We start from the raw sequence: 25,188 nt of genomic DNA on the forward strand, positions 1-25,188 counted from the left end.
TGCCGAAAGGACCGTTGTGACCCACGTCATCCTCTTTCACCACGCGCAGGGCCTCACCGACGGGGTGGCAGATTTCGCCCAGCGCCTGCGGGACGCCGGCCACGACGTGGTCGTGCCCGACCTCTACGACGGGCTCACCTTCGACACCCTCGACGCCGGTGTCGCGCACGCCGAGAAGACCGGCGTGTACACCATCATCGAGCGTGGCGAACGGGCAGCGGATGCGATGCCCGCGGACACTGTCTACGCCGGCTTCTCGCTCGGCTCTCTGCCGGCCCAGAAGCTCGCCCAGACCCGCCCAGGTGCTCTCGGCGCGATCCTGTACCACGGCGGGGTTCCGGCCGCCATGTTCGGTTCGGACTGGCCCGCCACGGCAGCGCTGCAACTGCACGTGACCGCGGAGGACGACTGGGTCGAGTTGCTCGAAGTCGAGGAACTCGCCGAGGATGCCGGTGCGGCCGAGTTGTACATCTACCCAGGCTCCGCCCACCTGGTCGCCGACCCCAGCCTGAACGAATATGACGAGGAAATCGCCGAGCTCATCCTGGCGCGCACGCTCGAGTTCCTCGACCGCCTCGCCTGAGTATGGCCGCGAGAGCGGGCACTCGGTTGCTTCCGCCGGCTGTGGCAGCCACAAGACCGCTTTCGCGAGTAGTGGCACGATGGGGGGATGACCTCTGACCCGCCATCCGTGGCCCAAACCGTGGGTGCCCGGCTGCGTGAGCTGCGCCTGCAGAGCGGCCGCACCCAGGCCCAGCTCTCCGCGACCACCGGAATCTCCGAGAGCACCCTCTCCCGCCTGGAGTCAGGGCAGCGCAAGCCCACCCTGGAACTGCTGCTCGCTCTCTCGAGCGCCCATGACGTGACCATCGACGACCTGGTGCACACTCCCGCCACCGACGACCCGCGGCTGGATCAACGCCCGTTCACCCGCCACGGCCGCACCTTCGTGCCGCTGAGCCGCACCGCCGGCGGCCTGCAGGCGTTCAAGGTGACCATCCCCGGGCGCACCGGCGACGAGCAACTCGAGCAGCGCCGCCACGAGGGATTCGACTGGTTCTACGTGCTGAGCGGTCGCCTGCGCCTGATGCTGGGCGACCACGACATGATCCTCGGCGTGGGCGAGGTCGCGGAGTTCGACACTCGGGTGCCGCACGCCTTCGGCAGCGCGGGGCCGGAGCCTACGGAGATCCTGAGCCTGTTCGGCCAGACGGGCGAGCGCATCCACGTGCGGGCCAGCACCATTCGCTGACCCCTCTCGACCCGGGCGACCTAGGCGGTGGCCTCCGGCGACTCGACCGGCTCATCTACCGGCTCGGCGGCCGGCTCAGCGGTCACCTCAACGTCGCTCTCGGCGACAGGGGCCACCTTGGCGCGAGACGTGCGCTTGGGCTTGACCGCAACGGCGGGTTCGGCGGCCTCGACCGCTTCGGCCGGTTCGACGACCGTGACGGGCTTGGCTGTCCCGACCCGTCGGGCGGGCTTGACCGGAGCGGCCGGCTCAATCGTCTCGGCGGTCTCGGCCGGTTCGACGGTTCCGACGGCCTTGCCGGGCCTGGCCCGCCGGGCCGGCTTCACCGGCGCAGCAGCGTCCACGGGATGACTCGTCTCGACGGGCTTGACGGCCTTGGGGGTTCGCACCCGTTTGACCGGCTTGACCGGCTTGGCCGGCTCGTCGAGCTCCGGCACGTCCCGCGCGTCGGTGGCCTCGAGCTTGAGCGAGGCGATGAGGTCGGGTGCGTGGTTGGTCGACAGGATCACCCGGGCGAAGTCGTCGCCGATCAGGTCGATCACGACGGCCTGGCGCCGGCGCTTGATGGCCAGGAAGTCCTTGCCGCCGTGGAACTTCCACACACCGACGGCCAGGACCAGCGGCACGAGGGCGCCAGGGGCGCGGATGCCGCGCACCCAAATCCACGGATCATCCGTGATCGTCACCGATCGGATGTTCTCACGCTGGATCACCACGTCTTCTCGGCGGAACGCCAGCGTCTTTTCCGCGGCCGTCAGGTGAATCTCCAGCCGATCGGGATGTACGCGCAAGGAAGCCATTCCCCCAGTCTGCCGGGTCCGGTTGGAAAACCTCCTGTCGCTACCTCACAAAGACGTAACGCCGCCGCGCTGGAGTGCCCCTAGACGAGCCGCATCTGTTGCCCGTGCGGACAATTGCGCCCGGTGCGCCGGGCGCAATTGTCCGATTCGGCAACAGTCAGCGGGTGGCTCCCGATTCAGGCTGCCGGACGCGCCTCGGCGACCGCCTTGGCCGCGGCCGGCAGTGCCTCGAGAATCTTGCCGATCGAGTCGCCGTCGTGCGCGGCGGAGACGAACCAGGCCTCGAACACCGACGGCGGCAGGGAGATGCCGCTTTCGAGCATGGAGTGGAAGAACGGCCCGTACCGGTAGGTTTCCTGGCGCTGCACCTCGGCGTAGCTGCGCGGCGGCGTGATCGCGGCTTCCTGACCGAAGACGAAGCTGAACAGGTTACCCGCGTGCTGAACGCTGTGCGCGACTCCCTCGGCGAAGAGCGCACCGGAGACGGCCTCGGAGAGCAGCTGGGCGGTCTCGTTCAGTCGCTCGTACACGTGGCCGTCGGCCGCGGTGAGGGTGGCGATGCCGGCGGCCACGGCCACCGGGTTGCCCGAGAGCGTTCCGGCCTGGTAAACCGGCCCGGCCGGGGCGAGGAAGTCCATCACGTCGGCCCGGCCACCGAGCGCGGCGACCGGCAGGCCGCCGCCGATGACCTTGCCGTAGGTGAACAGGTCCGGCGTGTAGCTCTCGCCGTCCTCGGCCTGCAACGCCCAGTAGCCGCCCGGGTGCACCCTGAAGCCGGTGAGGACCTCGTCGACGATGAGCAGCGCGCCGTATTCGTGGGCGAGGTCGCAGAGGGCCGCGTTGAAGCCGGCATCCGGGGCGACGACGCCCATGTTCGCGGCGGCGGCCTCGGTGATCACCGCGGCGATCTGACCGGGGTACGCCTCGAACGCGGCGCGCACGGCGCCCAGGTCGTTGTACGGCAGCACCAGGGTCTGCGCCGCGGTGGCCGCGGTAACGCCGGCCGAGCCGGGCAGCGCGAGGGTGGCCAGGCCGGAGCCGGCCTCGGCCAGCAGACCGTCGGAGTGGCCGTGGTAGTGGCCGGCGAACTTGATCAGCAGGTCACGCTGGGTGAAGCCGCGGGCCAGGCGGATGGCCGTCATGGTGGCCTCGGTTCCGGTGGAGACCAGGCGCAGCTTCTCGATCGCGCCGACCCGGCTCTTGATCAGCTCGGCCAGCACGGTCTCGCCAGGGGTGGAGGCCCCGAAGGAGAGCCCGAGTGCGGCGGCCTCCTGCACGGCGCCGACGACGGCGGGATGCGCGTGGCCGAGGATCGCCGGACCCCAGGAGCTGACCAGGTCGACATACTCCCGGCCGTCGGAGTCGGTGACGTAGGCGCCGGCCGCCTTCACCAGGAACAGCGGGGTGCCGCCGACCGAGCGGAAGGCGCGCACCGGCGAGTTGACACCGCCCGGGATGGAGAGCTGTGCGCGGGCGAAGAGTTCGTCGTTGTGGGTGGTGTGCGTCATCGGGCATCCGTTTCGGTGAGCCAGGCGGCGAGTTCGACTGCCCAGTAGGTGAGAATGGCGTCGGCGCCGGCCCGGCGGATGCTGAGCACCGACTCCTCGATGGCACGGCGGCGGTCGATCCAACCCTGCGCGGCGGCGGCCTCGATCATGGCGTATTCGCCGGAGACCTGGTACGCCCAGACCGGGACCTCGCTCATCGCGGCGACCTCGGCGAGCACGTCGAGGTAGCTGCCTGCTGGCTTGACCATGACGACGTCGGCACCCTCATCGATGTCGATGCGGGCCTCGCGCACGCCCTCGCGGCGGTTGGCGGGGTCGAGCTGATAGGTACGGCGGTCGCCGACGAGGGTGGACTGCACGGCCTCGCGGAACGGGCCGTAGTAGGCGGAGGCGTACTTGGCCGAGTAGGCCAGCACGGCGGTGTCGGCGTAGCCGGCGGCGTCGAGGGTGGCGCGCACGGAGGCAACCTGGCCGTCCATCATGCCGGACAGGCCCAGCAGCGCCGAGCCGGCCTCGGCCTGCGCCAGCGCCATGTCGTTGTAGCGCAGCAGCGTGGCGTCGTTGTCGACGGAACCGTCGGCGGCGAGCACACCGCAGTGGCCGTGGTCGGTGAATTCGTCCAGGCACAGGTCGGTCTGCACCACCAGGGCATCGCCCACCTCGGCGACCACGGCGCGGGTGGCGACGTTGAGGATGCCGTCTGGATCGGTGGCGCCGGTGCCGGTGGCATCGCGCACGGCGGGGACTCCGAAGAGCATCACTCCCCCGATGCCGGCCGCGGCGGCCTCGGCCACGGCGCGGCGGGCGCCGTCGACGCTGTGCTGCACGATGCCCGGCATCGACGAGATCGGGGTGGACTCGTTGCCCTCACGCACGAAGAGCGGCAGAACGAGCTCGGCGGGGTGGACACGGGTTTCGCTGGCCAGGCGGCGGAGTGCGGGGGTGCTGCGCAGTCGTCGCGGGCGGATGACGGGGTTTATCACCCGACCAGCCTAGGCCTCCAGCCTGAGTGCGCGGGCCTGGGGAGGGCGGGCCAGGGAGTGTGGCCAAGGGGCGTGGCCAGCAGGGTGCGGAAACGGCGCGGCCCGATCCGTGAGGGATCGAGCCGCGCCGTGGGCCGAGCGGGGTGCGTGCTTAGACGCGCGGGGTGGTGACGAGCTCGGGCTCATCCGCCGGGTGCACCGGGTGCGTGCGCTCGAGCGATGCGCCTTCCACGTCGACGTTGGGCAGGATGCGGTCCAGCCACTTCGGCAGCCACCAGGCCGCGTCACCCAGCAGGTGCATCACGGCCGGGATGATGAGCAACCGCACCACGAAGGCGTCCAGGAGCACGCCGATGGCGAGCCCGAAGCCGATCGACTGGATCATCACCGAGTTCGAGAACACGAAACCGGAGAAGACCGAGGCCATGATCAGCGCCGCGGCGATGACCACCGTGCGGCCGGCGTGGAAACCGCGCTGCACGGCCATCCGGGCCGGTGCGCCGTGGGCGTACGCTTCGCGCATGCCGCTGACCAGGAACAGCTGGTAGTCCATCGCCAGGCCGAACAGCACGCCGACAACCAGGATGGGCAGGAAGCTCAGGATGGGCCCCGGGTCATGGATGCCGAACAGCGCTCCGAGCCAGCCCCACTGGAAGACCGCCGTGATCGCGCCGAACGAGGCGAACAACGACAATACGAAGCCGAGGGTCGCGGTGATCGGCACCAGGATCGAGCGGAACACGAAGATCAGGATGATCAACGAGAGTCCGACGACCACGAGCAGGTACAGCGGCAGAGCGTCGGCGAGTTTCTCGCTGACGTCGATGTTGCCGGATGCGTTGCCGGCCACGCCGAGGGAACTGACCCCGTCGATGTCGAGGCCTCGCAGGTCGCGCACCAGCTGCTCGGTGGACTCGCTGTTCGGCCCATCCGCGGGGATGACCTGGAAGGCGAGCAGCAGGTCGTCGTCCGACGCACCGATCGGCGCGACCGCGACGACGTCGTTCTCCGCCTTCAGCGCGGTTCCGATGCGCACCTGTTCGGCGATGAGCTCGTCGTCGGTGATGGCCGTCTCGAGGTCGGCGACCACGAGCAGCGGGCCGTTGACGCCGGCGCCGAACTTGTCGTCGACGAGCTTGTAGGCCCGGTACGCACTCGAGTCCAGCGGCTCGGACGAGCCGGCGGGGAGCCCCAGGCGCATGGACAGCGCGGGGATTGCCACGATCAGCAGCACGGCGATGCCCGCGATCACGGTCACGACGGCGCGCAGGGTGTTCATCGGCTTGATCGGCGCCGAGACCTTGGCGGAGGGGGTGCCGATGTGCGCGCGTGCCTTCTTGGTGAGGATCTTCTCGCCGACCAGGCCCAGCAGCGCCGGCGTCAGGGTGATCGCGACGAGGATCGCCACGAAGACACAGACGGCGCCGACGGTGCCCATCAGGCCCAGGAACGGGATGCCGGTGAGGTTGAGGGCGAGCAGGGCGATGAGCACGGTGGCGCCGGCGAACACCACGGCGTTGCCGGAGGTGCCGTTCGCCAGTCCGATCGACTCCTGCAGCTCTACCCCTCTGCGCAACTGGGTGCGATGCCGGTTGAGGATGAAGAGCGAGTAGTCGATGCCGACCGCGAGCCCGAGCATGACGCCCAGGACCGGGGTGACGGAGAGCATCTCGACGCTGCCGGACAGGGCGAGCGACGCGAGCACGCCGACACCGACGCCGATGAGCGCGTTCACCAGCGGAAGACCCGCACCGATCAGTGTGCCGAGCATGACGAACAGCACGACGGCCGCGATGATCACGCCGCCGATCTCGCCCGGGCCGAGGATCTCGGGAATGCTGGCGGCGATCTCGTTGGACACCTCGGCGACGACGCCGGCGATCTGGGCGTTCTCCATCTCCTCGACAACCGCCTCCTTCGACTCGGCGGGAACCTGGTTGAGCGACGTGTCGAACTGCAGACTCGCGACCGCGGTCGTCTCATCGTCCGATACCTGGCGGATGCCCGCGGCCAGGTCGAGCAGGTCGGAGCCCTGTTCCAGGGTGGTGCTCTGCGTCTCCAGGGCGGTGCGGCCCGCGTCGAGAGTGGCCTGCTGCTCGGCGATGGCCGCCGCGCCGGCGTCAAGCTGGGCCTGCTGCTCATCCAGCGCCGGCTGGGCGGCGGCGAGTTGTCCGGCCGCCTCCGCCTGGCTGCGGGCGACGTCGAGCTGTGCCTGACCGGCAGCGAGCTGGGCGGTGGCCGCGTCGATCTGCGCCTGCCCGGCATCGATCTGGGTCGTTCCGTCGACGATCTGCTGGCGGCCGTCGATGATCTGCTGCGCCTGGCCGTCGATCTGCGCCTGCGTGTCGAAGGGGTTGGTACTCGACGTCACGTTGTCGAGCTCGACGGTGTCGGCGAGCAGCTCGCCGATCGCCGTTTTCTGCTCGGCCGTGAACGCCGTGTCGTCGGTGGTGGTGAAGACGACGGAGCCCCGACCACCGCTGGCGGCGGGGAACTTCTCGGCGAGCTCGTCGCTCACCTTCTGGGTGGCGGTGCCGGGGATGCTCACCGCCGAGGTGAGAGTGCCGCCGAAGAGGGCGAAGGCGCCGCCGGCGAGGCCGAGAATGACCACCCACGCGACGATGACCAGCCAGGCCCGATGGGCGGAGAACCGACCGAGTCGGTAGAGAAGGGATGCCATAATCCTCAGGTTCTTTCGTGTTTGCCTAGTGACGGGAGGGGAACTCGCATCGCGTCATCGGGAAGAGAGTGGGTACAGAAGCTCGAGGAGGGTGTGGGTCAGCTGGACGCCGAGTAGCCCATTCGGATGGTGGCGATGAGGCGGTTGAGCAGGTCGTCCCACACCGTCCGGGAGGACTCGTCGAGCGTGGCGCCCGTCGTGGCGATCCAGTGCACCGACACGACCGCGACGCCGTTCATCACCGTGCTGACCAGGATCGCCACCTCGAACGCGTCGATGGCGGTGCTGCGATCGGCGATCTCGGCGGAGAGCTGCTCGGTGGCGCGGGTGAAGACGTCGGTGAGAGCGTGCTGGGAGCGGCCGTTCTCGCCATCCGCGGCGAGGACGCCCCAGAGGTAGGCGACCACGGTGGGCAGGTCGACGGCACGAAGGGCCGTGGTGATCTCGTCGAAGAGAGCCACTCGACTGCCATCGCCCGCGGGCGTCGCCCGCGTTGCCGCCCGGAAGTCGTCGACGGTGACGCCGAGCAACCGGGTGCAGGTCGTCATGATCACGTCGTCGAGCGAGGTGAAGTGATTGAATACCGTGCGCCGGGAGACGTCGGCACGGTCGGCGAGTTCGTTGACACTGAATTGAGGCTTGCCCCGTTCGCGGATCAGCGCGTCGGCGGCATCCAGGATCGCCCGACGATGCCGTGCCTTGATGTCGGCACGCCGATCGGGGGCGATGAGGGGCGGAATCACATACTTACACTAAGTGCAACGACGCACAAAGTGCAATGCACTCCCAGCTGTTCTACAGGTCCCGGGGAGCGAGACCCACGAGAGCCTCGATGAGGGACTCGGCGCTGCGCTCGTCGGCGATCACGTCCACGCGCAGACCGATGGCCGCCGCATCCTTCGCCGTGCGCGGGCCGATACAAGCGACCAGGGTGGTCCGGGGAATCGGGCCGAGCTGATCCTGCACCTGCTGCGCGACGCTCCCGCTGGTGACCAGGACCGCGTGCACCCGTCCTGCCTTGATGTCGGCGACGACCCGGTCGGAGACCGGCACCCCGACGGTGCGGTAGGCCACGACGGACTCGACGTCGTGACCGATGCGGCGCAGGCCCTCGGTGAGCAGCGGTTTGGCGATCTCGGACCGCAGGGTGAGGATGCGAAGCGGGATGACGCCGTGGGTGGCGGCTTCCCAGTCGGCGAGCAGGCCCTTGGCCGAGTTGTCCTCGGACGGGACGATGTCGACGTGATAGCCCGCGGCCACGAGCGCGGCGGCGGTGGTCTCGCCGACCGCGGCGATGCGGGTGCCCGGCGCCACGACGGCCCGGTGGGAGGAGAGCACATCGACGGTGGTGGCGCTGGTGACGGTCATCCAGTCGAAGTCGCCGGCGGCGAGTTTGGCCAGGGCCGTGTCGAGGGACGCGGCGTCGTCGGTGGGCGCGAAGTTGATCATCGGAGCGACGATCGGCATGGCGCCGCGCGAGCGCAGGTTCGCGGCCACCTGGTCACCCCAGGGCCCGCCGCGGGGAACGAGGACCCGCCAGCCGGCCAACGGCTTGTCCGGATTGTGCCGCACGGCGCTCACAGGGTCACCGACAGCGGGGCGATCTCGGCGGCCCCGCCGGCCAGAAGCTCTCGGGCGGCGCGCTCGGCGACGTCGAGGGCGGCATCCTGCAGGTCGACAGCGGAGTGCGACTCGGGGGTCGCCGCGTGCGATGCGGTGATCCGGCGGGTGCCATCCGGGCTGTACACGGTGGCGGTGAGGAACAGCAGGCCGTCGTCGAGCACAGCGGTGGCCCCGATCGGGGCCGCGCAGCCGGCCTCGAGCCGGGCGAGCACGTGGCGCTCGGCCGTCACTGTGGCCTGGGTGGTGGCGTGGTTGAGCACGGCGAGGGCCTTGGTGAGCAGGCGGTCCGGCTTACCCTGGCGCACCTCGATGGCCAGGGCGCCCTGCCCCGGCGCGGTGGGCCAGTCGGAGAGTTCCAGGTAGTCGGTGGCCATGTTCTCCAGCAGGCCCAGGCGGCCCAAGCCCGCCGCGGCGAGCACTACGGCGTGCAGCTTCTCGTCGGCGACGAGCGCGAGCCGGGTGCCGACGTTGCCGCGGATGTCGACGACCTCCAGGTCGGGACGCTGGGCGCGCAGCTGCGCCGCGCGGCGGGGAGACCCGGTACCGACCGTGGCGCCCTCGGGCAGGGTGGCCAGGGTGTAGCCCTCCCTGGCGCAGAGTACGTCCCTGGCATCGGCGCGCTTGGGCGTGGCGCCGATGACGAGGCCCGGGTACTCCTCGGTGGGCAGGTCCTTGAACGAATGCACGACAACGTCGCACTCGTCGTTCAGCAGGGCCTCGCGCAGGGCACTGGCGAAGACGCCGGTGCCGCCCAGGCTGGAGAGGGATTCACGGGACACGTCGCCGTGCGTGGTGATCGGGATGATCTCCACCTCGCCACCGGTCGCGGCCTGGATGCGGTTGGCGACGGCCGTGGTCTGGGCCATGGCCAGGGCGCTGCCCCGGGTGCCGACGCGGATGGTGCTCACGGCGCTACACCGGCGACGGCCGGCTTGAAACCGAGGCGCACGTTCTCGCAGCAGCCCGGCCGGCAGATGTCGTACCAGGGGCCGAGGTCGGTCAGGGCTGGACGGCCCTCAACGGGCACGTCGTTGAGACGCTCCTCGACGAGGTCGATCAAGCCGCTCACGTAGACCGGGTCAGCGCCGGGGGTGGGCACCCGCACCGAGAACAGACCGTGTTCCTTCGCCGTTTCGGTGGCCTCGTTGTCGAGGTCCCACATGACCTCCATGTGGTCGCTGACGAAGCCGAGTGGCACGATGACGACGGCGCGGATGCCGCGCGCCGGCAGCAGCGCGATGGCGTCGTTGATGTCGGGCTCGAGCCACGGCATGCTGGGCGGGCCGCTGCGGGACTGGTAGACCAGCTGCCACGGGGACTCGAGGCCCTGCATGACCACGTCGGCGACGGCCAGGTGCTGGGCGGCGTATGCGCCACCCTCCCCGAAGCCGCGCTCGGCGGGCCCGCTCTTGGCGGCATCCGTGGACGGGATCGAGTGGGTGCTGAACAGCACCTCGACCTCGGTGCTGAGGTTGATGCCGGGGTTCGCGGCTTCGACGTCGGCCAGGCCCTGGCGCACACCGGTGATGAACGGGGTGACGAAGCCGGGGTGGTCGAAGAACTGGCGGATCTTGTCGATCTGCACGGTGCCGGTCAGTCCGGTGGTGTCCAGCGCCTGGGCGAAGTCCTCCCGGTACTGGCGGCAGCCGGAGTAGGAGCTGTACGCGCTGGTGGCGATGGCGAGCAGGCGGTCCTGGCCGTTGGCGTGCGCCTCGGCGATGGTGTCCGGCAGGTAGGGCGCCCAGTTGCGGTTGCCCCAGATCACCGGCAGGTTGATGCCGCGACGGTCCAGTTCGGCCTGCAGGGCGGCGCGCAGCACGCGGTTCTGCTGGTTGATCGGGCTGATGCCGCCGAAGTGGCGGTAGTGCACCGCGACCTCTTCGAGGCGTTCCTCCGGGATGCCGCGGCCACGGGTGACGTTGCGCAGGAACGGGATCACGTCGTCCTGGCCCTCTGGTCCGCCGAAGCCGGCGAGCAGGATGGCGTCGTAGTTCGTCATTACTGCAGGACCTCCACAAGCTCGGCGGTCGAGATGCGCCGTCCGGTGTAGAACGGCACCTCCTCGCGCACATGACGACGGGCCTCCGTGGCGCGGAGCTCCCGCATCAGGTCGACAAGCTCGGTGAGCTCGTCGGACTCGATCGGCAGCAGCCACTCGTAGTCGCCCAGCGCGAACGACGACACTGTGTTGGCGATGGCGCCGCGGAACGCGGCACCCTTGCGGCCGTGGTCAGCGAGCATCTTGCTGCGCTCGGCCTCGGGCAGCAGATACCACTCGAAGCTGCGCACGAAGGGGTAGACGGTGAGCCAGGCCTTGGGCTCGACGCCGCGCAGGAAGCCGGGCACGTGGCTCTTGTTGAACTCGGCGTCGCGGTGCACACCCATGGCGTTCCAGGTGGGCAGCAGGCTCTTGAGCAGGCGGCTGCGGCGCAGCTCCCGGTTGGCCCACTGCAAGGTCTGAGCCTCATCAGCATGGGTCCAGAGCATCGCGTCGGCATCGGCGCGGAGGCCGGAGACGTCGTAGATCCCGCGCAGGGTCACGCCCTCGGCCTCGACCAGGGCGATGATGTCGTCGAGTTCGTCGACGAACCGCGGCACGTCGCGACCGTCGAGGTCGTCGGGGTTGGCCGGGTCCTTGCGCAGCACCGTGAAGAGGGTGAATCCGGAGGGCGAGGCCTCGGTGGGTTCAGCCTCTGATGAGGTGTGTGTAGCGGGGGTGGGCGTGGTCATGTCTACTGCCTCTCCGGCAGCCGGGTGAGTCATGTGTACTAGTCTCCACCGCTTTGCCCGGAGAGCCAAAAGTAGACCCGCCCACCCGCGCGCTCAGCGGCGCTCGAGGACCGTTTTCACGCCCCACCACACGATTGTTCCGGCTGCCGCGGCAGCACCCAGGGCGACGCCGGCCAGGGCGAGAGGGTTGTCATCGCCGAGCCTGTGCAACCCTAGGGTGAAGCGCCGGGTATTGATCTTGATCTGCTTGGGCACATTGAGCTTGTACTCGATGGCGTCCAGCGTGCCGGCGAGCGCGGCACGCGCCCGGTCGGCTTCGGAGCGCAACTCGGCGGTGCTTCGGTGTTCCGGCGTGGTCTCCGGGCTCTTGTCAGTGCTCATACTCGCCAACTCCCTTGAATGCGTCGACGTCCTTCTGGATGCTCGCGGTCACGCCATCCGGGTCGTGGCGGGTGCCCTTTTTGACCCGGTTGAGCCCGATCAGGGCCAGGATCACCGCGATCAGGAGCAGCGCGACGGCCACGATGAGGGCGGCCAGCCAAAGCGGCAGCACGAGGTCGAGAGCGATCACGGCCAGGGCGATGAACACGATGATCGCGAAGAAGCCGAACACCGCGGCACCGATGAACAGGCCCAGGCCGATGCCGACGTTCTTGGCCTTGCCGGAGATGTCGGCCTTGAAGGCGTCGATCTCGGCCTTGACCAGATCAACGATCTGACCGGGAAGCTCGCTGAGGAGCGTGAACAGTGACTGCTTGCTCTTGGGGTTGTACCCGCTGTTGCTCACTGGCATCCTTCCTTGGACTGTCGTCTGTGAGATTACTGCGCGGCCGAGGTGTCGTCGGCGGCCTTCGCGGAATCAGCCGCGGAGGTGGCAGAATCCGCCGCCGCCTTGGCCGATTTCGTGGCGGATGCGGCGGCCTTCGTGGCCGCGGTGGCGGCGCCGGACGTGCCGGTGGCCGGGGCGCCCTTGGTCTTGTCGGTCTTGTTCGACACTGCAGAAGCGACCTTCTTGCCCGCTTCGTAGAGTGCGCCGGGAACGTCGCCGACACGCTCGAGGGCGAAGTCCTTGACCTCGTTCACGCGCCTCTGCACGGGCGGCCGGTTCCACAGGTCCGAGGCGGCCGACGCGATCTGGTCGTAGCGCTGACGTCCGGCGCGTGCACCCAGCACATAGCCCACGAGGCCACCCGTGATGAAAAGAAGCTTTCCCCGCATTGTGACTCCATTCCTATACGTTCATGAGTTGCCAGCGTAGCCCCCCAGCCCGGGGAGGCACATGTGTACGGCACCTAAAAGACTCCTGATCAGAGGTCTAGCACTGCCCGCCTGACCCGGATACCCGCCGCGAGGGCGTCGGGTATCACCGAGGCCAGGCCGGTGCCGGAGAGCCAGCCACCGGTCACGTCGAGGCCGGGCGTGGTCTCGACGACCTCCCGCACCCGGCGGATGCGTTCGGGCGCGCCGATCGTGGCCGGCGAGAGGCCGTCGGCCCACAGCGTGCGGGCGAAACCGGCCACCTGACTTTTGGCGAGGTCCACCCCGAGGATCGCGGCGGCGTCCTGCACGGCGAGCTGCTGCAGCTGGTCGTCGCTGAGGCCGAGGGTCGGCACCGGGGCGCCGGCGCGTCCGTAGGAGAGCCGCACAATGTGCCGGCCGGGCGGCGTGAGGGCATCCACCCAGGCCCACTTGGCGGTGACGTGGGTGATCGCCTTGGCGGTGACGCCAGGGGTCCCCTCCGCCACGAGCGCGCCGGTGCCGCGCGGATGCGCGTCCAGCACCGGGGCGTCGAGCACCAGTGTGGCGAGCTCCACGGCGGCCGGTTCCGGCCAGTCCAGGGCGGCGAGAGCAGCGAATTCGGCGCCAAGCGGGGCCAGCAGGGCCAGGGCGGCTGCCGCCGGCACGGCGAGGATGACCTGCCGGGCTTCGAGGGTGCCCGGCTCGGCGTCGGCCGCGGCCGCGGCATCCGCCGTCGGGGCAAGCCGGACGGCCCACGTGCGGGTGGTCGTCACGGTGCCGTCGGCGCCGGTTTCTTCGGTGTCAACGGGCGTGAGGCCGGTCGCGGCGGTGCTCGTGCGGATCTCGACGTCGTAGGTGTCGAGATCGGTGACGAGGGCGGCGACGAGGCGGTGCATGCCGCCGTTCAGCCCGCGGACGGCGGAACCGGCCGGTGCGGCGGTGCGGAGAGCCGTGACGGCGCCGGAGAGCGACCCGGCCGTGGTGAGGGCGCGGTTGAGGCCAGGGGCCACGACGTCGACCTCGAGGTCGGCGGCCGCGGTGGCGTAGACGCCGCCGGCGACCGGGTTGACCAGGCGTTCGAGCACCTTGGTGCCCATCCGTTTGCCGACGAGCTCACCGAGGCTCTGCTCACGGCCGATCTTGAGCACCGGCATCAGCCTGTCGGCGTAGGCGCGCAGGGCGCCGGACCAGCCGATCGCGCGGCGCACGTCCTCGGCCAGCGGTGAGCCCGGAATGCCGAGCACGCCGGCCTTGGGCAGCGGCACCGACATCGGGGCTCCGCCGGGCCGGTGCGGCGGCAGGTGCAGCCAGGCCCCGGCCGGGTTCGGTTCGATGATCTCGGCGGTGAGGCCGAGGTCGGCGATGAAGGCCGCCACGGTGTTGCCGCGCACGGCGAAGCTCTCCGCACCGGCATCGAGCCGGAGGCCGGCGACCTCGTGGCCGGCCACGGCTCCGCCCGGCGCGTCTGCGGTCTCCAGCACGACAACGCTGAGCCCGAGGTGGGCGCACTCGCGGGCGGCCACCAGACCGGCGACACCTCCGCCGATGACCAGAACGTCCTTCATGACCTTGCTTTCCGCCGGCGGCTACCGCCGGCACGTGCTCGAGTGAGCGGTGTTCTAGGACGCGCTGGAGGTACTCGACGTCGTGCTGTGCACGAACTCCACGAGCCGGGTGAGCACGTCGGGGTTCGTCTCCGGCGGCACACCGTGGCCCAGGTTGAGCACGTGGGACGGCGCCGTGCGGCCGCGCTCGAGCACGTCGAGAACGTGTGCTTCCAGCACCGGCCAGGGCGCGTTCAGCAGGGCGGGGTCGATGTTGCCCTGCACCGGCACGACACCGCCGAGGCGCCGGCTGGCCTCATCCAGCGGCACCCTGTAGTCCACCCCGACGACGTCGGCGCCGATGCCGTGCATGGCCTTGAGCAATTCGCCGGTGCCGACGCCGAAGTGCACGACGGGTACGTTGCGCCGGATCGACTCCGGATCGGCGGCCGCGTCGGCGGCGGGTTCCGTGTAGGTGAGGTCGCGCACGTGCGCGATCGCGGCGGTGGACGCCGGGGCGACGAAGCGGGTGTAGTCGTTGAGCGAGAGGGCGCCGGCCCAGGAGTCGAACAGCTGCGCAGCGCTGGCGCCGGCGAGCACCTGGGCGCGGAGGAACCGGCCGGTGACCTCGGCGGTCCAGGCCATCAGCCGGGCCCACGCGTCCGGATCCGAGTGCATGAGCGTGCGGGCGTGGATGTGGTCCTTGGACGGTCCACCCTCGACGATGTACGCGGCGAGGGTGAACGGCGCCCCGGCGAAACCGATCAGCGGGGTCGAGCCCAGCGCAGCGACGGTGAGCGCGACGGCCTCCCTGATCGGGGCCAATGCCGTGTCGAGCACGGCGGGGTCGAGCGCGGTGAGACTGTCGACATCCGCCGCGGTGCGCACGGCCTTGGCGAGCACCGGGCCCTTGCCGGCCACGATCTCCACGTCCACGCCCACGAGCTTGAGGGGCACCACGATGTCGCTGAACAGGATGCCCGCGTCGACACCGTGCCGGCGGATCGGCTGCAGGGTGATCTCGCTGGCCATGGCGGGGTCCAGGCAGGCGTCGAGCATCCGGGTGCCCACCCGCAGCTCGCGGTACTCGGGCAGCGAGCGGCCGGCCTGGCGCATGAACCAGACCGGAGTCACGTCCGGACGGGTGCCCTGGTATGCCCGCACGAGCCGGGAGTCTGCGGTGAGGCCGGAAGAAAGTGGGTGTGTCGTCGCGAGGTTCATCACTCTCGATTGTCCTCTACATCGGCCGGGGGAACGATTCGAGGTGTTGTTGCACACACCGTAGAATCAAGCGGTGTTGATTTGTTTGTCCGCGAACCACAAGAACTCTAGCTTTGACGTGCTCGAAAAGCTGTCTGTGGGCGCCGACTCGGCAGCGGGCGGGATGCTCACGGGGCACGATGCCCTCAGCGGGGCCGTGGTCGTGGCCACCTGCAACCGCTTCGAGGCCTACCTCGACCTCGACGAACCGTTCGGGGTCTCCCCGCTTCCCGCGGTCTACGCCGCGATCGACGCCGTGAGCGAGAGCACCGGCGTGAGCGCCGCGCTGCTGCGCGACACCCTTGACCTTGTGCACGGCAACGGCGTGGCCGAGCATCTCTTCGCCGTGACCAGCGGACTCGAGTCCGTGGTCGTCGGCGAGGGCGAGATCGCCGGCCAGGTGCGGCGCTCCCTCGAGGAGGCCCGCGCCGCCGGCACCACCAGCCCCGAGCTGGAGCGCCTGTTCCAGCGCGCCTCGCAGACCTCCCGCGGCGTGAAGAACCACACCGGCATCGGCGCCGCCGGCCGCTCCCTGGTGCGTCTGGCGCTTGAACTGGCCGAGAGCCGGGTCACCGACTGGGCACACACCCGGGTGCTGCTCGTGGGCACCGGCCGGTACGCCGGCGCCTCGCTGGCGGCCCTCCGTGAACTCGGCGTCACCGACGTGCGGGTCTACTCGTCGTCGGGCCGGGCCGAGAAGTTCGCCGTGGCCCACGACATCTCGGCCGTGTCGACGGATGCCGATTCCCTGGCCGCCGAGACCGCCCTGGCCGACCTGATCCTCACCTGCACCACCGTCGATCACCACGTCATCGATGCGGGCATCCTCACCGCCGGCCGGGCGCTCCTCGCCGCGACGCACGCCGGTGTCGGTGCGCCGGTTGCCGAGGCCGGTCCCGTGCGCTCCTGTCCCGTCGGTTCCGAGGCCGAGGCGGCCCGCCAGCTGGTCATCGACCTCGGCCTGCCGCGAAACGTCGACCCCGACGTCAGCGACGTGCCCGGGGTGGAGCTGCTCGACCTCGAGACCATCCGCATCCACGCCCCGCTCGAACAGCTCAACGCCACCAGCGAGGCGCGAGAGCTGGTGGGCCGCGCCGCCAGGAAGTTCTCGGCCGTGGCCGAGGAGCAGAGCCTGGCGCCCGCCGTCGTGGCGCTGCGTTCGCACGTCTTCGACATCCTCGACGGGGAGATCGAGCGGGCCAGGCGGCGCGGTGACACCAGCGAGCAGACCGAATCCGCCCTGCGGCACCTCGCCGGGGTGTTGTTGCACACGCCCATGGTGCGTTCCCGCGAGCTGGCCCGCGCCGGCGATCAGGAAGCGTTCCTCGGCGGGCTCGACGCCCTGTTCGGCATCGAGGTGACCCTGCCGGAGACCGCGGCGGCGCCCGTCGGGCTGCCCGGCGCGGCCGGCGTCTCCGACACCGCGTCCTGACCCGGCCGTCACGGTAGCCCGGAGGCGCAGCATCCGGAGTTATGCGGGTGCGGCGCCGCTCTGCGGGTGGCGTGCCACGCGCACAGCGGCGCCCGACCCGCGAAACGCTCAAGCGGGTCAGGCGCCGGATGGGGCGGGTTACGCTCCGCGCAGGCGCACGGCCAGGTAGGCATCGAGCTCGGCCAGGGGCACCCGCTCCTGCGCCATGGTGTCGCGGTCACGCACGGTGACGGCCTGGTCCTCGAGCGAGTCGAAGTCCACCGTGATGCAGTACGGCGTGCCGATCTCGTCCTGGCGGCGGTAACGACGGCCGATGGCGCCGGCGTCGTCGAAGTCCACGTTCCACGATTCGCGCAGGCGCGCGGCCAGCGAGCGGGCCATCGGTGAGAGGGCCTCGTTGCGACTCAACGGCAGCACGGCGGCCTTGATCGGGGCCAGGCGCGGGTCGAGCTTGAGCACGGTGCGCTTGTCGACGCCGCCCTTCGCGTTGGGCACTTCTTCCTCGTGGTACGCATCCACCAGGAACGCCATCAGCGAGCGGGTCAGGCCGGCAGCGGGCTCGATCACATAGGGGACCCAGCGTTCGTTCTTGGTCTGGTCGAAGTAGGAGAGGTCCTTGCCCGACGCCTCCGAGTGCGTCTTGAGGTCGAAGTCGGTGCGGTTGGCGACACCCTCGAGTTCACCGAACTCGCTGCCGGAGAAGCCGAAGCGGTACTCGATGTCGACGGTGCGCTTGGAGTAGTGCGAGAGCTTCTCCGCGGGGTGCTCGAACAGGCGGAGGTTCTCGATGTTGATGCCCAGACCCGTGTACCAGCTCATCCGCTGGTCGATCCAGTACTGGTGCCATTCCTCGTCACTGCCGGGCTCGACGAAGAACTCCATCTCCATCTGCTCGAACTCGCGGGTGCGGAAGATGAAGTTTCCGGGGGTGATCTCGTTGCGGAAGCTCTTGCCGATCTGGCCGATGCCGAACGGGGGCTTCATGCGCGCCGCCTGGAGCACGTTGGCGAAGTTCACGAAGATGCCCTGCGCGGTCTCCGGGCGCAGATAGTGCATGCCGGCCTCGTCGTCGACCGGGCCGAGGAAGGTCTTGAGCAGGCCCGAGAATGCGCGCGGCTCGGTCCAGGTGTGCCGGTTGCCGCAGTTGGGGCAGGCGATGCCGTCGATGCCGCCCTCGGGGGCGCGGCCCTTCTTCTCCTCGAACTCCTCCACCAGGTGGTCCTCGCGGAAGCGCTTGTGGCAGCTGGTGCACTCCACCAGCGGGTCGGAGAAGACCTCGACATGGCCGGAGGCCTCCCAGACCTTGCGCGGCAGGATGACCGAGGAGTCCAGGCCCACGACGTCGTCGCGGCTGGTGACCATGAACCGCCACCACTGCTTCTTGATGTTCTCCTTCAGCTCCACACCGAGGGGCCCGTAGTCCCAGGCCGACCGGCTGCCGCCGTAGATCTCACCGGCCTGGAAGACGAAGCCGCGGTGGCGGGCGAGGGCGATGACGGAATCAAGACGGGAAAGTGCGGCCACGGTGGCTCCAATGGTCCAAAAGGATGGTCAAAATACCGGGCAGAGGCCCGGGTACGGATTCGTCCATTTTAGCGATGCGGGCACGGCCCCCGATTACGGGCGTTGTCAGCGGCCGGCAGCGGCGATATCTTCGACTCGTTCGACTCACGCCCGGCTTGTTCTGGCTTTCCATCGGCTCCAACGACCGGCTCCGGGGGGAGGACCGCCGTGCGGCAGGACCCCGCCCTCACCCGGCGCACCGTGCTGGCCTCGCTTGGCCTTTCCCTCACCCTTGCCGGCTGCGCGACCCTCGCAGCCGACCCGCGCCCGAGCGTCCCGGCAACGACGACGCCACCGACTCCCAGCCCGCTCCCCCGGCCGTTGCCCGGCGCGGTACCGCCGCCCGTGCCCGTCGCCCAGCCCGCGCCCGGTCTGGTGCGGGTTCCGGTGCCGCCCGGCACCCTGTCCGACCTGCCCGGCGAGGGCACCCTGCTGGCCTGGACCGTCGACGACGGCTCCAGCAGCGAGGTGCTGGCCCGGTACATCCGCTTCGCCGCCGAGACGGGCACCAGGCTCACCTTCTTCGTCACCGGCTGTTACGACGCCTGGACCGACAACGCCGACCGGCTCCGGCCGCTCGTGCAGACCGGCCAGATCCAGCTGGGCAACCACACCTGGTCACACCCCGACCTCAGCGCCCTCAGTGACGCCGACGTCACCACCGAACTCCAGCGCAACCACGACTTCCTCAGCGACACCTACGGCGTCGACGCCCGGCCCTACTTCCGGCCGCCGTACGGCGTGCACGACGATCGGGTGGATGCCCTGGCCGCCGCGCTGGGTTACACGGTCCCGACCACCTGGTACGGGTCGCTGGCGGACTCGGGGCTCCTCACCGAACAACAGGTGGTGGATTTCGCGACCACCTGGTTCCTGCCTCAACACATCGTGATCGGGCACCTCAACTTCGAACCGGTCACCAACGTTTTCCCGCAGTTACGCGCGCTGCTGCACGACCGCGGGCTGACCACCGTCACCCTCAACGATGTGTTCACCAGCGCGGCTCATCCGTGACATTCGCACCTCACGACACGTCACCAGGGGGACCAATGGCACCGTTGCCGAGCGCGACGAGTGTTACCGTTACCGAGTTACCCGGCAAAATGCTGTGAGTTTCTCTGTGTTTTCATAGACCGTGTACCTCAAAGAGGAGTACCGATGGGCGCGACGTCCAGCATTCCGCAAGGCGCAACCGACGATCCAGACCTGACCCAGGACCCGGCCCTTCCGCCGGTGGCCCTGGATCCCAGAATCCACGAGGCCGAGGAGGCCCACTGGACCCCGGTGAAGATCGCGATCTGGCTGGCCATCGCGCTGCTCGGCGGGCTGAGCTGGGTGATGCTGGCCGTCGTCCGCGGCGAGACCGTGAACGCCATCTGGTTCGTCTTCGCCGCCATCTGCACGTACCTGATCGGGTACCGGTTCTACTCCAACTACATCCAGAAGCACCTGCTTCACCCGGATGACCGGCGGGCGACCCCCGCCGAGTACAAGGCCGACGGCAAGGACTACGCCGCCACCGACCGCCGGGTGCTCTTCGGCCACCACTTCGCCGCCATCGCAGGCGCCGGCCCCCTGGTGGGCCCGGTTCTCGCCGCGCAGATGGGTTACCTGCCCGGCACGATCTGGATCATCGTCGGGGTGGTGTTCGCCGGTGCGGTGCAGGACTACCTGGTGCTGTTCTTCTCGATGCGCCGTGGCGGCCGGTCGCTGGGCCAGATGGCCCGCGACGAGCTCGGCCGGGTCGGTGGCACCGCCGCCCTGCTCGCCACGCTCACGATCATGGTCATCATCGTGGCCATCCTCGCCCTCGTCGTGGTCAACGCCCTCGCCGAGAGCGCCTGGGGCGTCTTCTCGGTCGGCATGACCATCCCGATCGCCCTGTTCATGGGCTGCTACCTGCGCTTCCTGCGCCCGGGCAAGGTCACCGAGATCTCGATCATCGGCTTCGTGCTGCTCATCGCCGCGATCGTCGGCGGTGGCGCGATCAGCGAAACCACGTGGGGCGCGGCCCTCTTCACCATCGACAAGGTGCCGCTGGCGATCGGCATCATCGTCTACGGTTTCATCGCCGCCATCCTGCCGGTCTGGCTGCTGCTGGCCCCGCGCGACTACCTCTCCACCTTCATGAAGATCGGCACCATCGGCATGCTCGCCATCGCGATCATCATCGTGCGGCCCGAGATCCTGGTTCCCGCGGTCACCGAGTTCGCCTCCAGCGGCGCCGGCCCTGTCGTCAGCGGCACCCTCTTCCCGTTCCTCTTCGTCACCATCGCCTGCGGTGCGTTGAGCGGATTCCACGCGCTGATCGCCTCCGGCACCACGCCCAAGCTGATCGAGAAGGAACGCCAGAGCCGGTTCATCGGGTACGGCGGCATGCTGATGGAGTCCTTCGTGGCGATCATGGCCCTCGTGGCCGCGCTGTCGATCGACCAGGGCATCTACTACGCCATGAACGCGTCACCCGCCCTCACCGGCGGCACCGTGCAGGGCGCGGCCGCGTTCGTGAACGGCCTGGGCCTGACCGGCGTGAGCGTCACCCCTGAGCTCCTCACCCAGACCGCGATCAACGTCGGCGAGGAATCGATCGTGTCCCGCACCGGTGGCGCCCCGACCCTGTCGGTGGGGCTGGCCAACATCATGCAGCAGGTCGCCGGCGGCAGCGGCATGATGGCGTTCTGGTATCACTTCGCGATCATGTTCGAGGCGCTGTTCATCCTCACGGCAGTGGATGCCGGCACCCGCGTCGCGCGGTTCATGCTGCAGGACAGCCTGGGCAACATCTTCCCGAAGTTCAAGGACACCAGCTGGCGCACCGGCGCCTGGATCTGCACCGGCATCATGGTCGCAGCCTGGGGCGCGGTGCTCGTGATGGGCGTCACCGACCCGCTCGGCGGCATCAACACGCTGTTCCCGCTGTTCGGTATCGCCAACCAGCTGCTGGCTGCGATCGCCCTCGCCGTGTGTATGGCCATCGTGGCCAAGCGCGGACTGTTCAAGTACATCTGGATCGTGGCGCTGCCGCTCGGCTTCGCGGCCGTCGTGACCATCACTGCCTCGATCCTGAAGATCTTCTCGACCGTGCCGTCGGTGGGCTACTTCGCCCAGAACGCCGCGTTCTCCAATGCCCTGGCCGCCGGGGAGACGAGCTTCGGCACGGCCACCTCGGTTGAGGCGATGGAGGCCGTGGTGCGCAACACCATGGTGCAGGGCATCCTCTCGATAGTCTTCGTCACCCTCGCCGTGGTCGTGATCTTCACCGCGCTGCAGGCCACCTGGAACGCGTGGAAGACCCACGCCAGTGCGACCAGCGAGGACCCGGCCGTGCCGTCGCGGATCTTCGCGCCGGCGGGCATCATGGCCACGCCGGCCGAGAAGGCCAACCAGGCCCTCTGGGACGCCCTCCCGAAGACCGGTAAGCGCAAGGCGCGCGAGCACTGATGTCAGGCCAGCACTGATGCGCGTCGCCACCGCGGTGCGCTCGGCCGCGGCCGGGCTCGCCTGGTACGTCAAAGGGGTCATGGGTGAGGATGCCTACGACAAGTACCGCGCGCACCACGAGTCGGTGCACGGCACGGATGCCTCGGCACCGGTGCTGACCGAACGGGAGTTCTGGCGCGACCAGACCGACCGTCAGGACACCAATCCCCAGGGCCGGTGCTGCTGAGCGCGTCCCTTCCTCTTCAGTACTGCGGCCCGCCCGGGTGAAAATCCGGGCGGGCCGTAGCATTGGAGGCGATGACTGACACAACGAAGCCCCCGCTGACGACTCCGACCAAGCCCCCGCTCAACAAAGACACCCGGCTCTGCATCTCGCTGGCCGCGCGGCCGAGCAACTTCGGCACCCGGTTCCACAACTACCTCTACGAGCAGTTCGGGCTGGACTTCGTCTACAAGGCGTTCACCTCGACCGACCTGGCCGGCGCCATCGCCGGGGTGCGGGCGCTCGGCATCCGCGGCTGCTCGGTGTCGATGCCGTTCAAGGAGGATGTCATCGCTCTCGTGGACGAACTCGACGCCTCGGCCACGGCCATCCAGTCGGTGAACACCATCGTCAACGACGACGGCTACCTGCGGGCGTACAACACCGACTACATCGCCGCGGCCGACCTGCTCAGAGCCAACAACCTCGACCCGGCCACCCCGTTCCTGTTGCGCGGGTCCGGCGGCATGGCCAAGGCCGTCGGTGCTGCCCTCCGCGACACCGGCTTCGCCGCGGGCACCATCGTGGCCCGCAACGAGAGCCGCGGCCGGGCCCTGGCCGACGAGCTCGGCTACAGCTGGCTGGCCGAGCCCGGCACCGCGACAGCGCCGCTGCTGGTGAACGTCACCCCGATCGGCATGGCCGGCGGCGCGCAGGCCACCGAGTCCGCCTTCACGGCCGCGGCCATCGCCGCAGCCGACACCGTCTTCGACGTCGTGGCGCTGCCCGCGGAGACGCCGCTGATCCTCGCGGCGCGGGCGGCCGGCAAGACCGTCATCACCGGCGCCGAGGTCATCGCCCTGCAGGCCGCCGAACAGTTCGAGCGCTACACCGGCGTGCGGCCGACCCCCGAGCAGGTGCGGGACGCCTCGGCCTTCGCCCGCGCGTGAGCGACGCTCCGGCCGCGCCCGCCGGCGCGCACCCCGACATCCTGGTCGCCGCCGTCGCACTCATCCGTGACCGCCGGGTGCTCATGGTCACCGCCCGCGGGAGGGACGTCTGGTTCATGCCCGGCGGCAAGATCGACCCCGGCGAGGGCGAGGCGGATGCGGCCGCCAGGGAAGCCTGGGAAGAGGTCACCGTGCGCCTGGACCCCGCCGAACTCGAACCCCTGTTCACCGTGCTGATCCAGGCACACGGCGAACCCGACGGCCGGCTGGTGCGGATGAGCGTCTTCGGGGCTCAGACCACCGATGAACCCGCGGCCAGCGCCGAGGTCAGCGCCGTGCACTGGGCCACCTCGGCCGACCACCAGCGGTGCCCGCCGGCCGGTGTCGAGGTGCTGCGCCGTCTGCACGCCGCCGACCTGATCGACTGAGCGTCGCGCTGCGCGGGCGGCGGGCACCCCCGAATGCCCCTGCCAGGTGGAGCCGGTACGGTGGAAAGGCCGAACCCATCACGCAGCTGCCGAGCTGCCTTCGGCTCCCCCACGCACTAAGGAGATCTATGTCGGTGCTCGACAGGCAGTTGGTTCCAATTTTCGAGGAGGTCCTCGACCGGAACCCGGGCGAAGCCGAATTCCACCAGGCGGTGCGGGAGGTTCTGGAGAGTCTCGGACCGGTGGTGACCAAGCATCCGCAGTACGCCGACTCGGCCGTGATCCGACGCCTGTGCGAACCCGAACGACAGATCATCTTCCGGGTGCCGTGGGTGACGGATTCGGGCAAGATCGAGGTGAATCGCGGGTTCCGGGTGGAGTTCAACTCCGCCCTCGGGCCGTACAAGGGCGGCCTGCGCTTCCACCCGAGCGTCAACCTCGGGATCGTGAAATTCCTGGGCTTCGAGCAGATCTTCAAGAACTCCCTCACCGGGCTGCCCATCGGCGGCGGAAAAGGCGGGTCAGACTTTGATCCGAAGGGCCGCTCGGACGCCGAAGTGATGCGTTTCTGCCAGTCGTTCATGACCGAGCTGTATCGGCACCTGGGCGAGTACACGGATGTCCCGGCCGGTGACATCGGCGTCGGCGGGCGTGAGATCGGCTACATGTTCGGCCAGTACAAGCGCATCACCAACCGCTACGAGTCAGGCACGATGACCGGCAAGGGACTGAGCTGGGGCGGCTCCCAGGTGCGCACCGAAGCGACCGGCTACGGCACCGTGTTCTTCGTCGACGAGATGCTCAAAGCCGCCGGCCAGGGCTTCGACGGCAAGCGCGTCGTCGTGTCCGGCTCGGGCAACGTCGCGATCTACGCGATCGAGAAGGTGCACCAGCTCGGCGGCACCGTGATCGCCTGCTCGGACTCCGGCGGTTACGTCGTCGACCCGTCCGGGATCGACCTCGCCCTGCTCAAGGAGGTCAAGGGTGAGCGCCGGGGACGGATCGCCGAGTACGCGACCCTGCGCCCGGGAAGCGTCACGCACGTCGCCGGCGGGTCGATTTGGGATGTTCCGTGCGACATCGCGCTGCCGTGCGCGACCCAGAACGAACTCGACGCCGACGGCGCCGCGGCGCTGATCCGCAACGGCTGCCAGATCGTCGCCGAGGGCGCGAACATGCCGACCACCCCGAACGCCGCCCGGTTGTTGGCGGAGGCCAACGTGTTGTTCGCTCCCGCGAAGGCCGTCAACGCGGGCGGGGTGGCCACCAGCGCGCTGGAGATGCAGCAGAACGCGTCGCGCGACTCGTGGACCTTCGAGCACACCGAGGACCGTCTCGCCGAGATCATGCGCGGCATCCACGATCGGTGCCTGGAGACCGCTGACGAGTACGGGACACCGGGAAGTTACGTGGCCGGGGCGAACATCGCCGGCTTCACGCGGGTCGCCGACGCGATGCTCGCGCTGGGCGTCATCTAGGCGACGAGCCGAAACCCACGGCGCGGCCGGCGCACAGTCGGTGCGCGGGCGGCGCCGCGGGCGTACCCTGCCTGC

The 25,188-nt window shown here is 69.6% G+C and carries 24 protein-coding genes; 9 read left to right on the forward strand and 15 right to left on the reverse strand.

What is annotated here, in order from left to right; all coding sequences use genetic code 11:
* Positions 1 to 16 precede the first annotated feature (16 nt).
* Positions 17 to 583, forward strand: coding sequence for a dienelactone hydrolase family protein (locus tag E3O57_RS11700; protein ID WP_103479250.1), 567 nt, complete (start codon positions 17 to 19; stop codon positions 581 to 583).
* 87 nt (positions 584 to 670) lie between these two features.
* Positions 671 to 1,252, forward strand: coding sequence for a helix-turn-helix domain-containing protein (locus tag E3O57_RS11705; protein ID WP_088454870.1), 582 nt, complete (start codon positions 671 to 673; stop codon positions 1,250 to 1,252).
* Positions 1,253 to 1,272: 20 nt separating this feature from the next.
* On the opposite strand, the gene E3O57_RS18890 is transcribed toward E3O57_RS11705, so the two are convergent.
* The 14 genes from E3O57_RS18890 to hemE form a co-directional block, all read right to left on the reverse strand.
* On the reverse strand, positions 1,273 to 2,052 hold the full coding sequence (locus tag E3O57_RS18890) for a hypothetical protein (RefSeq protein WP_174776338.1): 780 nt from the start codon (positions 2,050 to 2,052) through the stop codon (positions 1,273 to 1,275).
* A 176-nt stretch (positions 2,053 to 2,228) separates the two neighbouring features.
* Complete coding sequence (hemL, locus tag E3O57_RS11715; RefSeq protein WP_103479249.1) at positions 2,229 to 3,560, reverse strand: glutamate-1-semialdehyde 2,1-aminomutase; 1,332 nt, start codon at positions 3,558 to 3,560, stop codon at positions 2,229 to 2,231.
* Positions 3,557 to 4,540: a porphobilinogen synthase gene (hemB, locus tag E3O57_RS11720; protein WP_370290062.1), complete on the reverse strand. Its 984-nt coding sequence runs from the start codon at positions 4,538 to 4,540 to the stop codon at positions 3,557 to 3,559. The genes hemL and hemB overlap by 4 nt, the downstream gene beginning before the upstream one ends.
* Positions 4,541 to 4,694: 154 nt before the next feature.
* Positions 4,695 to 7,223 (reverse strand): MMPL family transporter, encoded by a 2,529-nt coding sequence (locus E3O57_RS11725; protein WP_103479247.1) that lies wholly within the window; start codon positions 7,221 to 7,223, stop codon positions 4,695 to 4,697.
* Between the two features lie 98 nt (positions 7,224 to 7,321).
* Entirely contained in the window at positions 7,322 to 7,966 is a 645-nt protein-coding gene (locus E3O57_RS11730) for a TetR/AcrR family transcriptional regulator (protein WP_088454866.1), read from the reverse strand.
* Positions 7,967 to 8,018: 52 nt separating this feature from the next.
* Entirely contained in the window at positions 8,019 to 8,795 is a 777-nt protein-coding gene (locus E3O57_RS11735; RefSeq protein ID WP_241980153.1) for a uroporphyrinogen-III synthase, read from the reverse strand.
* Between the two features lie 5 nt (positions 8,796 to 8,800).
* Complete coding sequence (hemC, locus tag E3O57_RS11740; RefSeq protein WP_103479245.1) at positions 8,801 to 9,754, reverse strand: hydroxymethylbilane synthase; 954 nt, start codon at positions 9,752 to 9,754, stop codon at positions 8,801 to 8,803.
* The gene (locus tag E3O57_RS11745) at positions 9,751 to 10,845 is read right to left on the reverse strand and encodes a ferrochelatase (RefSeq protein ID WP_088454863.1); all 1,095 of its coding nucleotides are present in this window, start codon (positions 10,843 to 10,845) and stop codon (positions 9,751 to 9,753) included. The genes hemC and E3O57_RS11745 overlap by 4 nt, the downstream gene beginning before the upstream one ends.
* Complete coding sequence (gene hemQ, locus E3O57_RS11750) at positions 10,845 to 11,576, reverse strand: hydrogen peroxide-dependent heme synthase (protein WP_088454862.1); 732 nt, start codon at positions 11,574 to 11,576, stop codon at positions 10,845 to 10,847. Before hemQ ends, E3O57_RS11745 begins: the two co-directional genes overlap by 1 nt.
* Positions 11,577 to 11,669: 93 nt before the next feature.
* A complete protein-coding gene (locus E3O57_RS11755; RefSeq protein ID WP_103479244.1) occupies positions 11,670 to 11,957 on the reverse strand; it encodes a DUF3618 domain-containing protein in 288 nt (95 codons plus the stop codon).
* On the reverse strand, positions 11,947 to 12,363 hold the full coding sequence (locus E3O57_RS11760; protein ID WP_165787928.1) for a phage holin family protein: 417 nt from the start codon (positions 12,361 to 12,363) through the stop codon (positions 11,947 to 11,949). Before E3O57_RS11760 ends, E3O57_RS11755 begins: the two co-directional genes overlap by 11 nt.
* A gap of 32 nt (positions 12,364 to 12,395) precedes the next feature.
* Positions 12,396 to 12,794 carry a hypothetical protein gene (locus E3O57_RS11765; RefSeq protein WP_088454859.1) on the reverse strand — a complete coding sequence of 133 codons (399 nt, stop codon included), beginning with the start codon at positions 12,792 to 12,794 and terminating at the stop codon, positions 12,396 to 12,398.
* A gap of 89 nt (positions 12,795 to 12,883) precedes the next feature.
* Positions 12,884 to 14,380: a protoporphyrinogen oxidase gene (gene hemG / locus E3O57_RS11770; protein ID WP_103479243.1), complete on the reverse strand. Its 1,497-nt coding sequence runs from the start codon at positions 14,378 to 14,380 to the stop codon at positions 12,884 to 12,886.
* A gap of 54 nt (positions 14,381 to 14,434) precedes the next feature.
* Positions 14,435 to 15,580 carry a uroporphyrinogen decarboxylase gene (gene hemE / locus E3O57_RS11775; protein ID WP_103479242.1) on the reverse strand — a complete coding sequence of 382 codons (1,146 nt, stop codon included), beginning with the start codon at positions 15,578 to 15,580 and terminating at the stop codon, positions 14,435 to 14,437.
* A gap of 118 nt (positions 15,581 to 15,698) precedes the next feature.
* Between hemE and E3O57_RS11780 the strand changes: the two genes are divergently transcribed.
* Positions 15,699 to 17,051, forward strand: coding sequence for a glutamyl-tRNA reductase (locus E3O57_RS11780; protein WP_241990388.1), 1,353 nt, complete (start codon positions 15,699 to 15,701; stop codon positions 17,049 to 17,051).
* Positions 17,052 to 17,189: 138 nt separating this feature from the next.
* Here the strand turns inward: E3O57_RS11780 and E3O57_RS11785 are convergent, their stop codons facing one another.
* Positions 17,190 to 18,575, reverse strand: coding sequence for a glycine--tRNA ligase (locus E3O57_RS11785; protein ID WP_088454855.1), 1,386 nt, complete (start codon positions 18,573 to 18,575; stop codon positions 17,190 to 17,192).
* A gap of 207 nt (positions 18,576 to 18,782) precedes the next feature.
* Here E3O57_RS11785 and E3O57_RS11790 point away from each other — a divergent pair, with 207 nt between their 5' ends.
* From E3O57_RS11790 to gdhA, 6 genes are all read left to right on the forward strand, one after another.
* Positions 18,783 to 19,628 (forward strand): polysaccharide deacetylase family protein, encoded by an 846-nt coding sequence (locus tag E3O57_RS11790; protein ID WP_103479240.1) that lies wholly within the window; start codon positions 18,783 to 18,785, stop codon positions 19,626 to 19,628.
* 144 nt (positions 19,629 to 19,772) lie between these two features.
* Positions 19,773 to 22,055 (forward strand): carbon starvation CstA family protein, encoded by a 2,283-nt coding sequence (locus E3O57_RS11795; protein WP_103479239.1) that lies wholly within the window; start codon positions 19,773 to 19,775, stop codon positions 22,053 to 22,055.
* Positions 22,056 to 22,071: 16 nt separating this feature from the next.
* Positions 22,072 to 22,281, forward strand: a complete 210-nt coding sequence (locus E3O57_RS11800) for a YbdD/YjiX family protein (protein WP_103460113.1) — start codon at positions 22,072 to 22,074, stop codon at positions 22,279 to 22,281.
* A 71-nt stretch (positions 22,282 to 22,352) separates the two neighbouring features.
* Positions 22,353 to 23,207, forward strand: a complete 855-nt coding sequence (locus E3O57_RS11805; RefSeq protein WP_103429850.1) for a shikimate 5-dehydrogenase — start codon at positions 22,353 to 22,355, stop codon at positions 23,205 to 23,207.
* Positions 23,204 to 23,635, forward strand: a complete 432-nt coding sequence (locus E3O57_RS11810; protein WP_241990389.1) for an NUDIX domain-containing protein — start codon at positions 23,204 to 23,206, stop codon at positions 23,633 to 23,635. Before E3O57_RS11805 ends, E3O57_RS11810 begins: the two co-directional genes overlap by 4 nt.
* Before the next feature lie 128 nt (positions 23,636 to 23,763).
* Positions 23,764 to 25,113, forward strand: a complete 1,350-nt coding sequence (gene gdhA / locus E3O57_RS11815) for an NADP-specific glutamate dehydrogenase (RefSeq protein WP_103460111.1) — start codon at positions 23,764 to 23,766, stop codon at positions 25,111 to 25,113.
* Positions 25,114 to 25,188 lie beyond the last annotated feature (75 nt).

This window comes from Cryobacterium sp. TMN-39-2, from assembly GCF_004402745.1.
GTDB classification, from domain to species: domain Bacteria; phylum Actinomycetota; class Actinomycetes; order Actinomycetales; family Microbacteriaceae; genus Cryobacterium; species Cryobacterium zongtaii.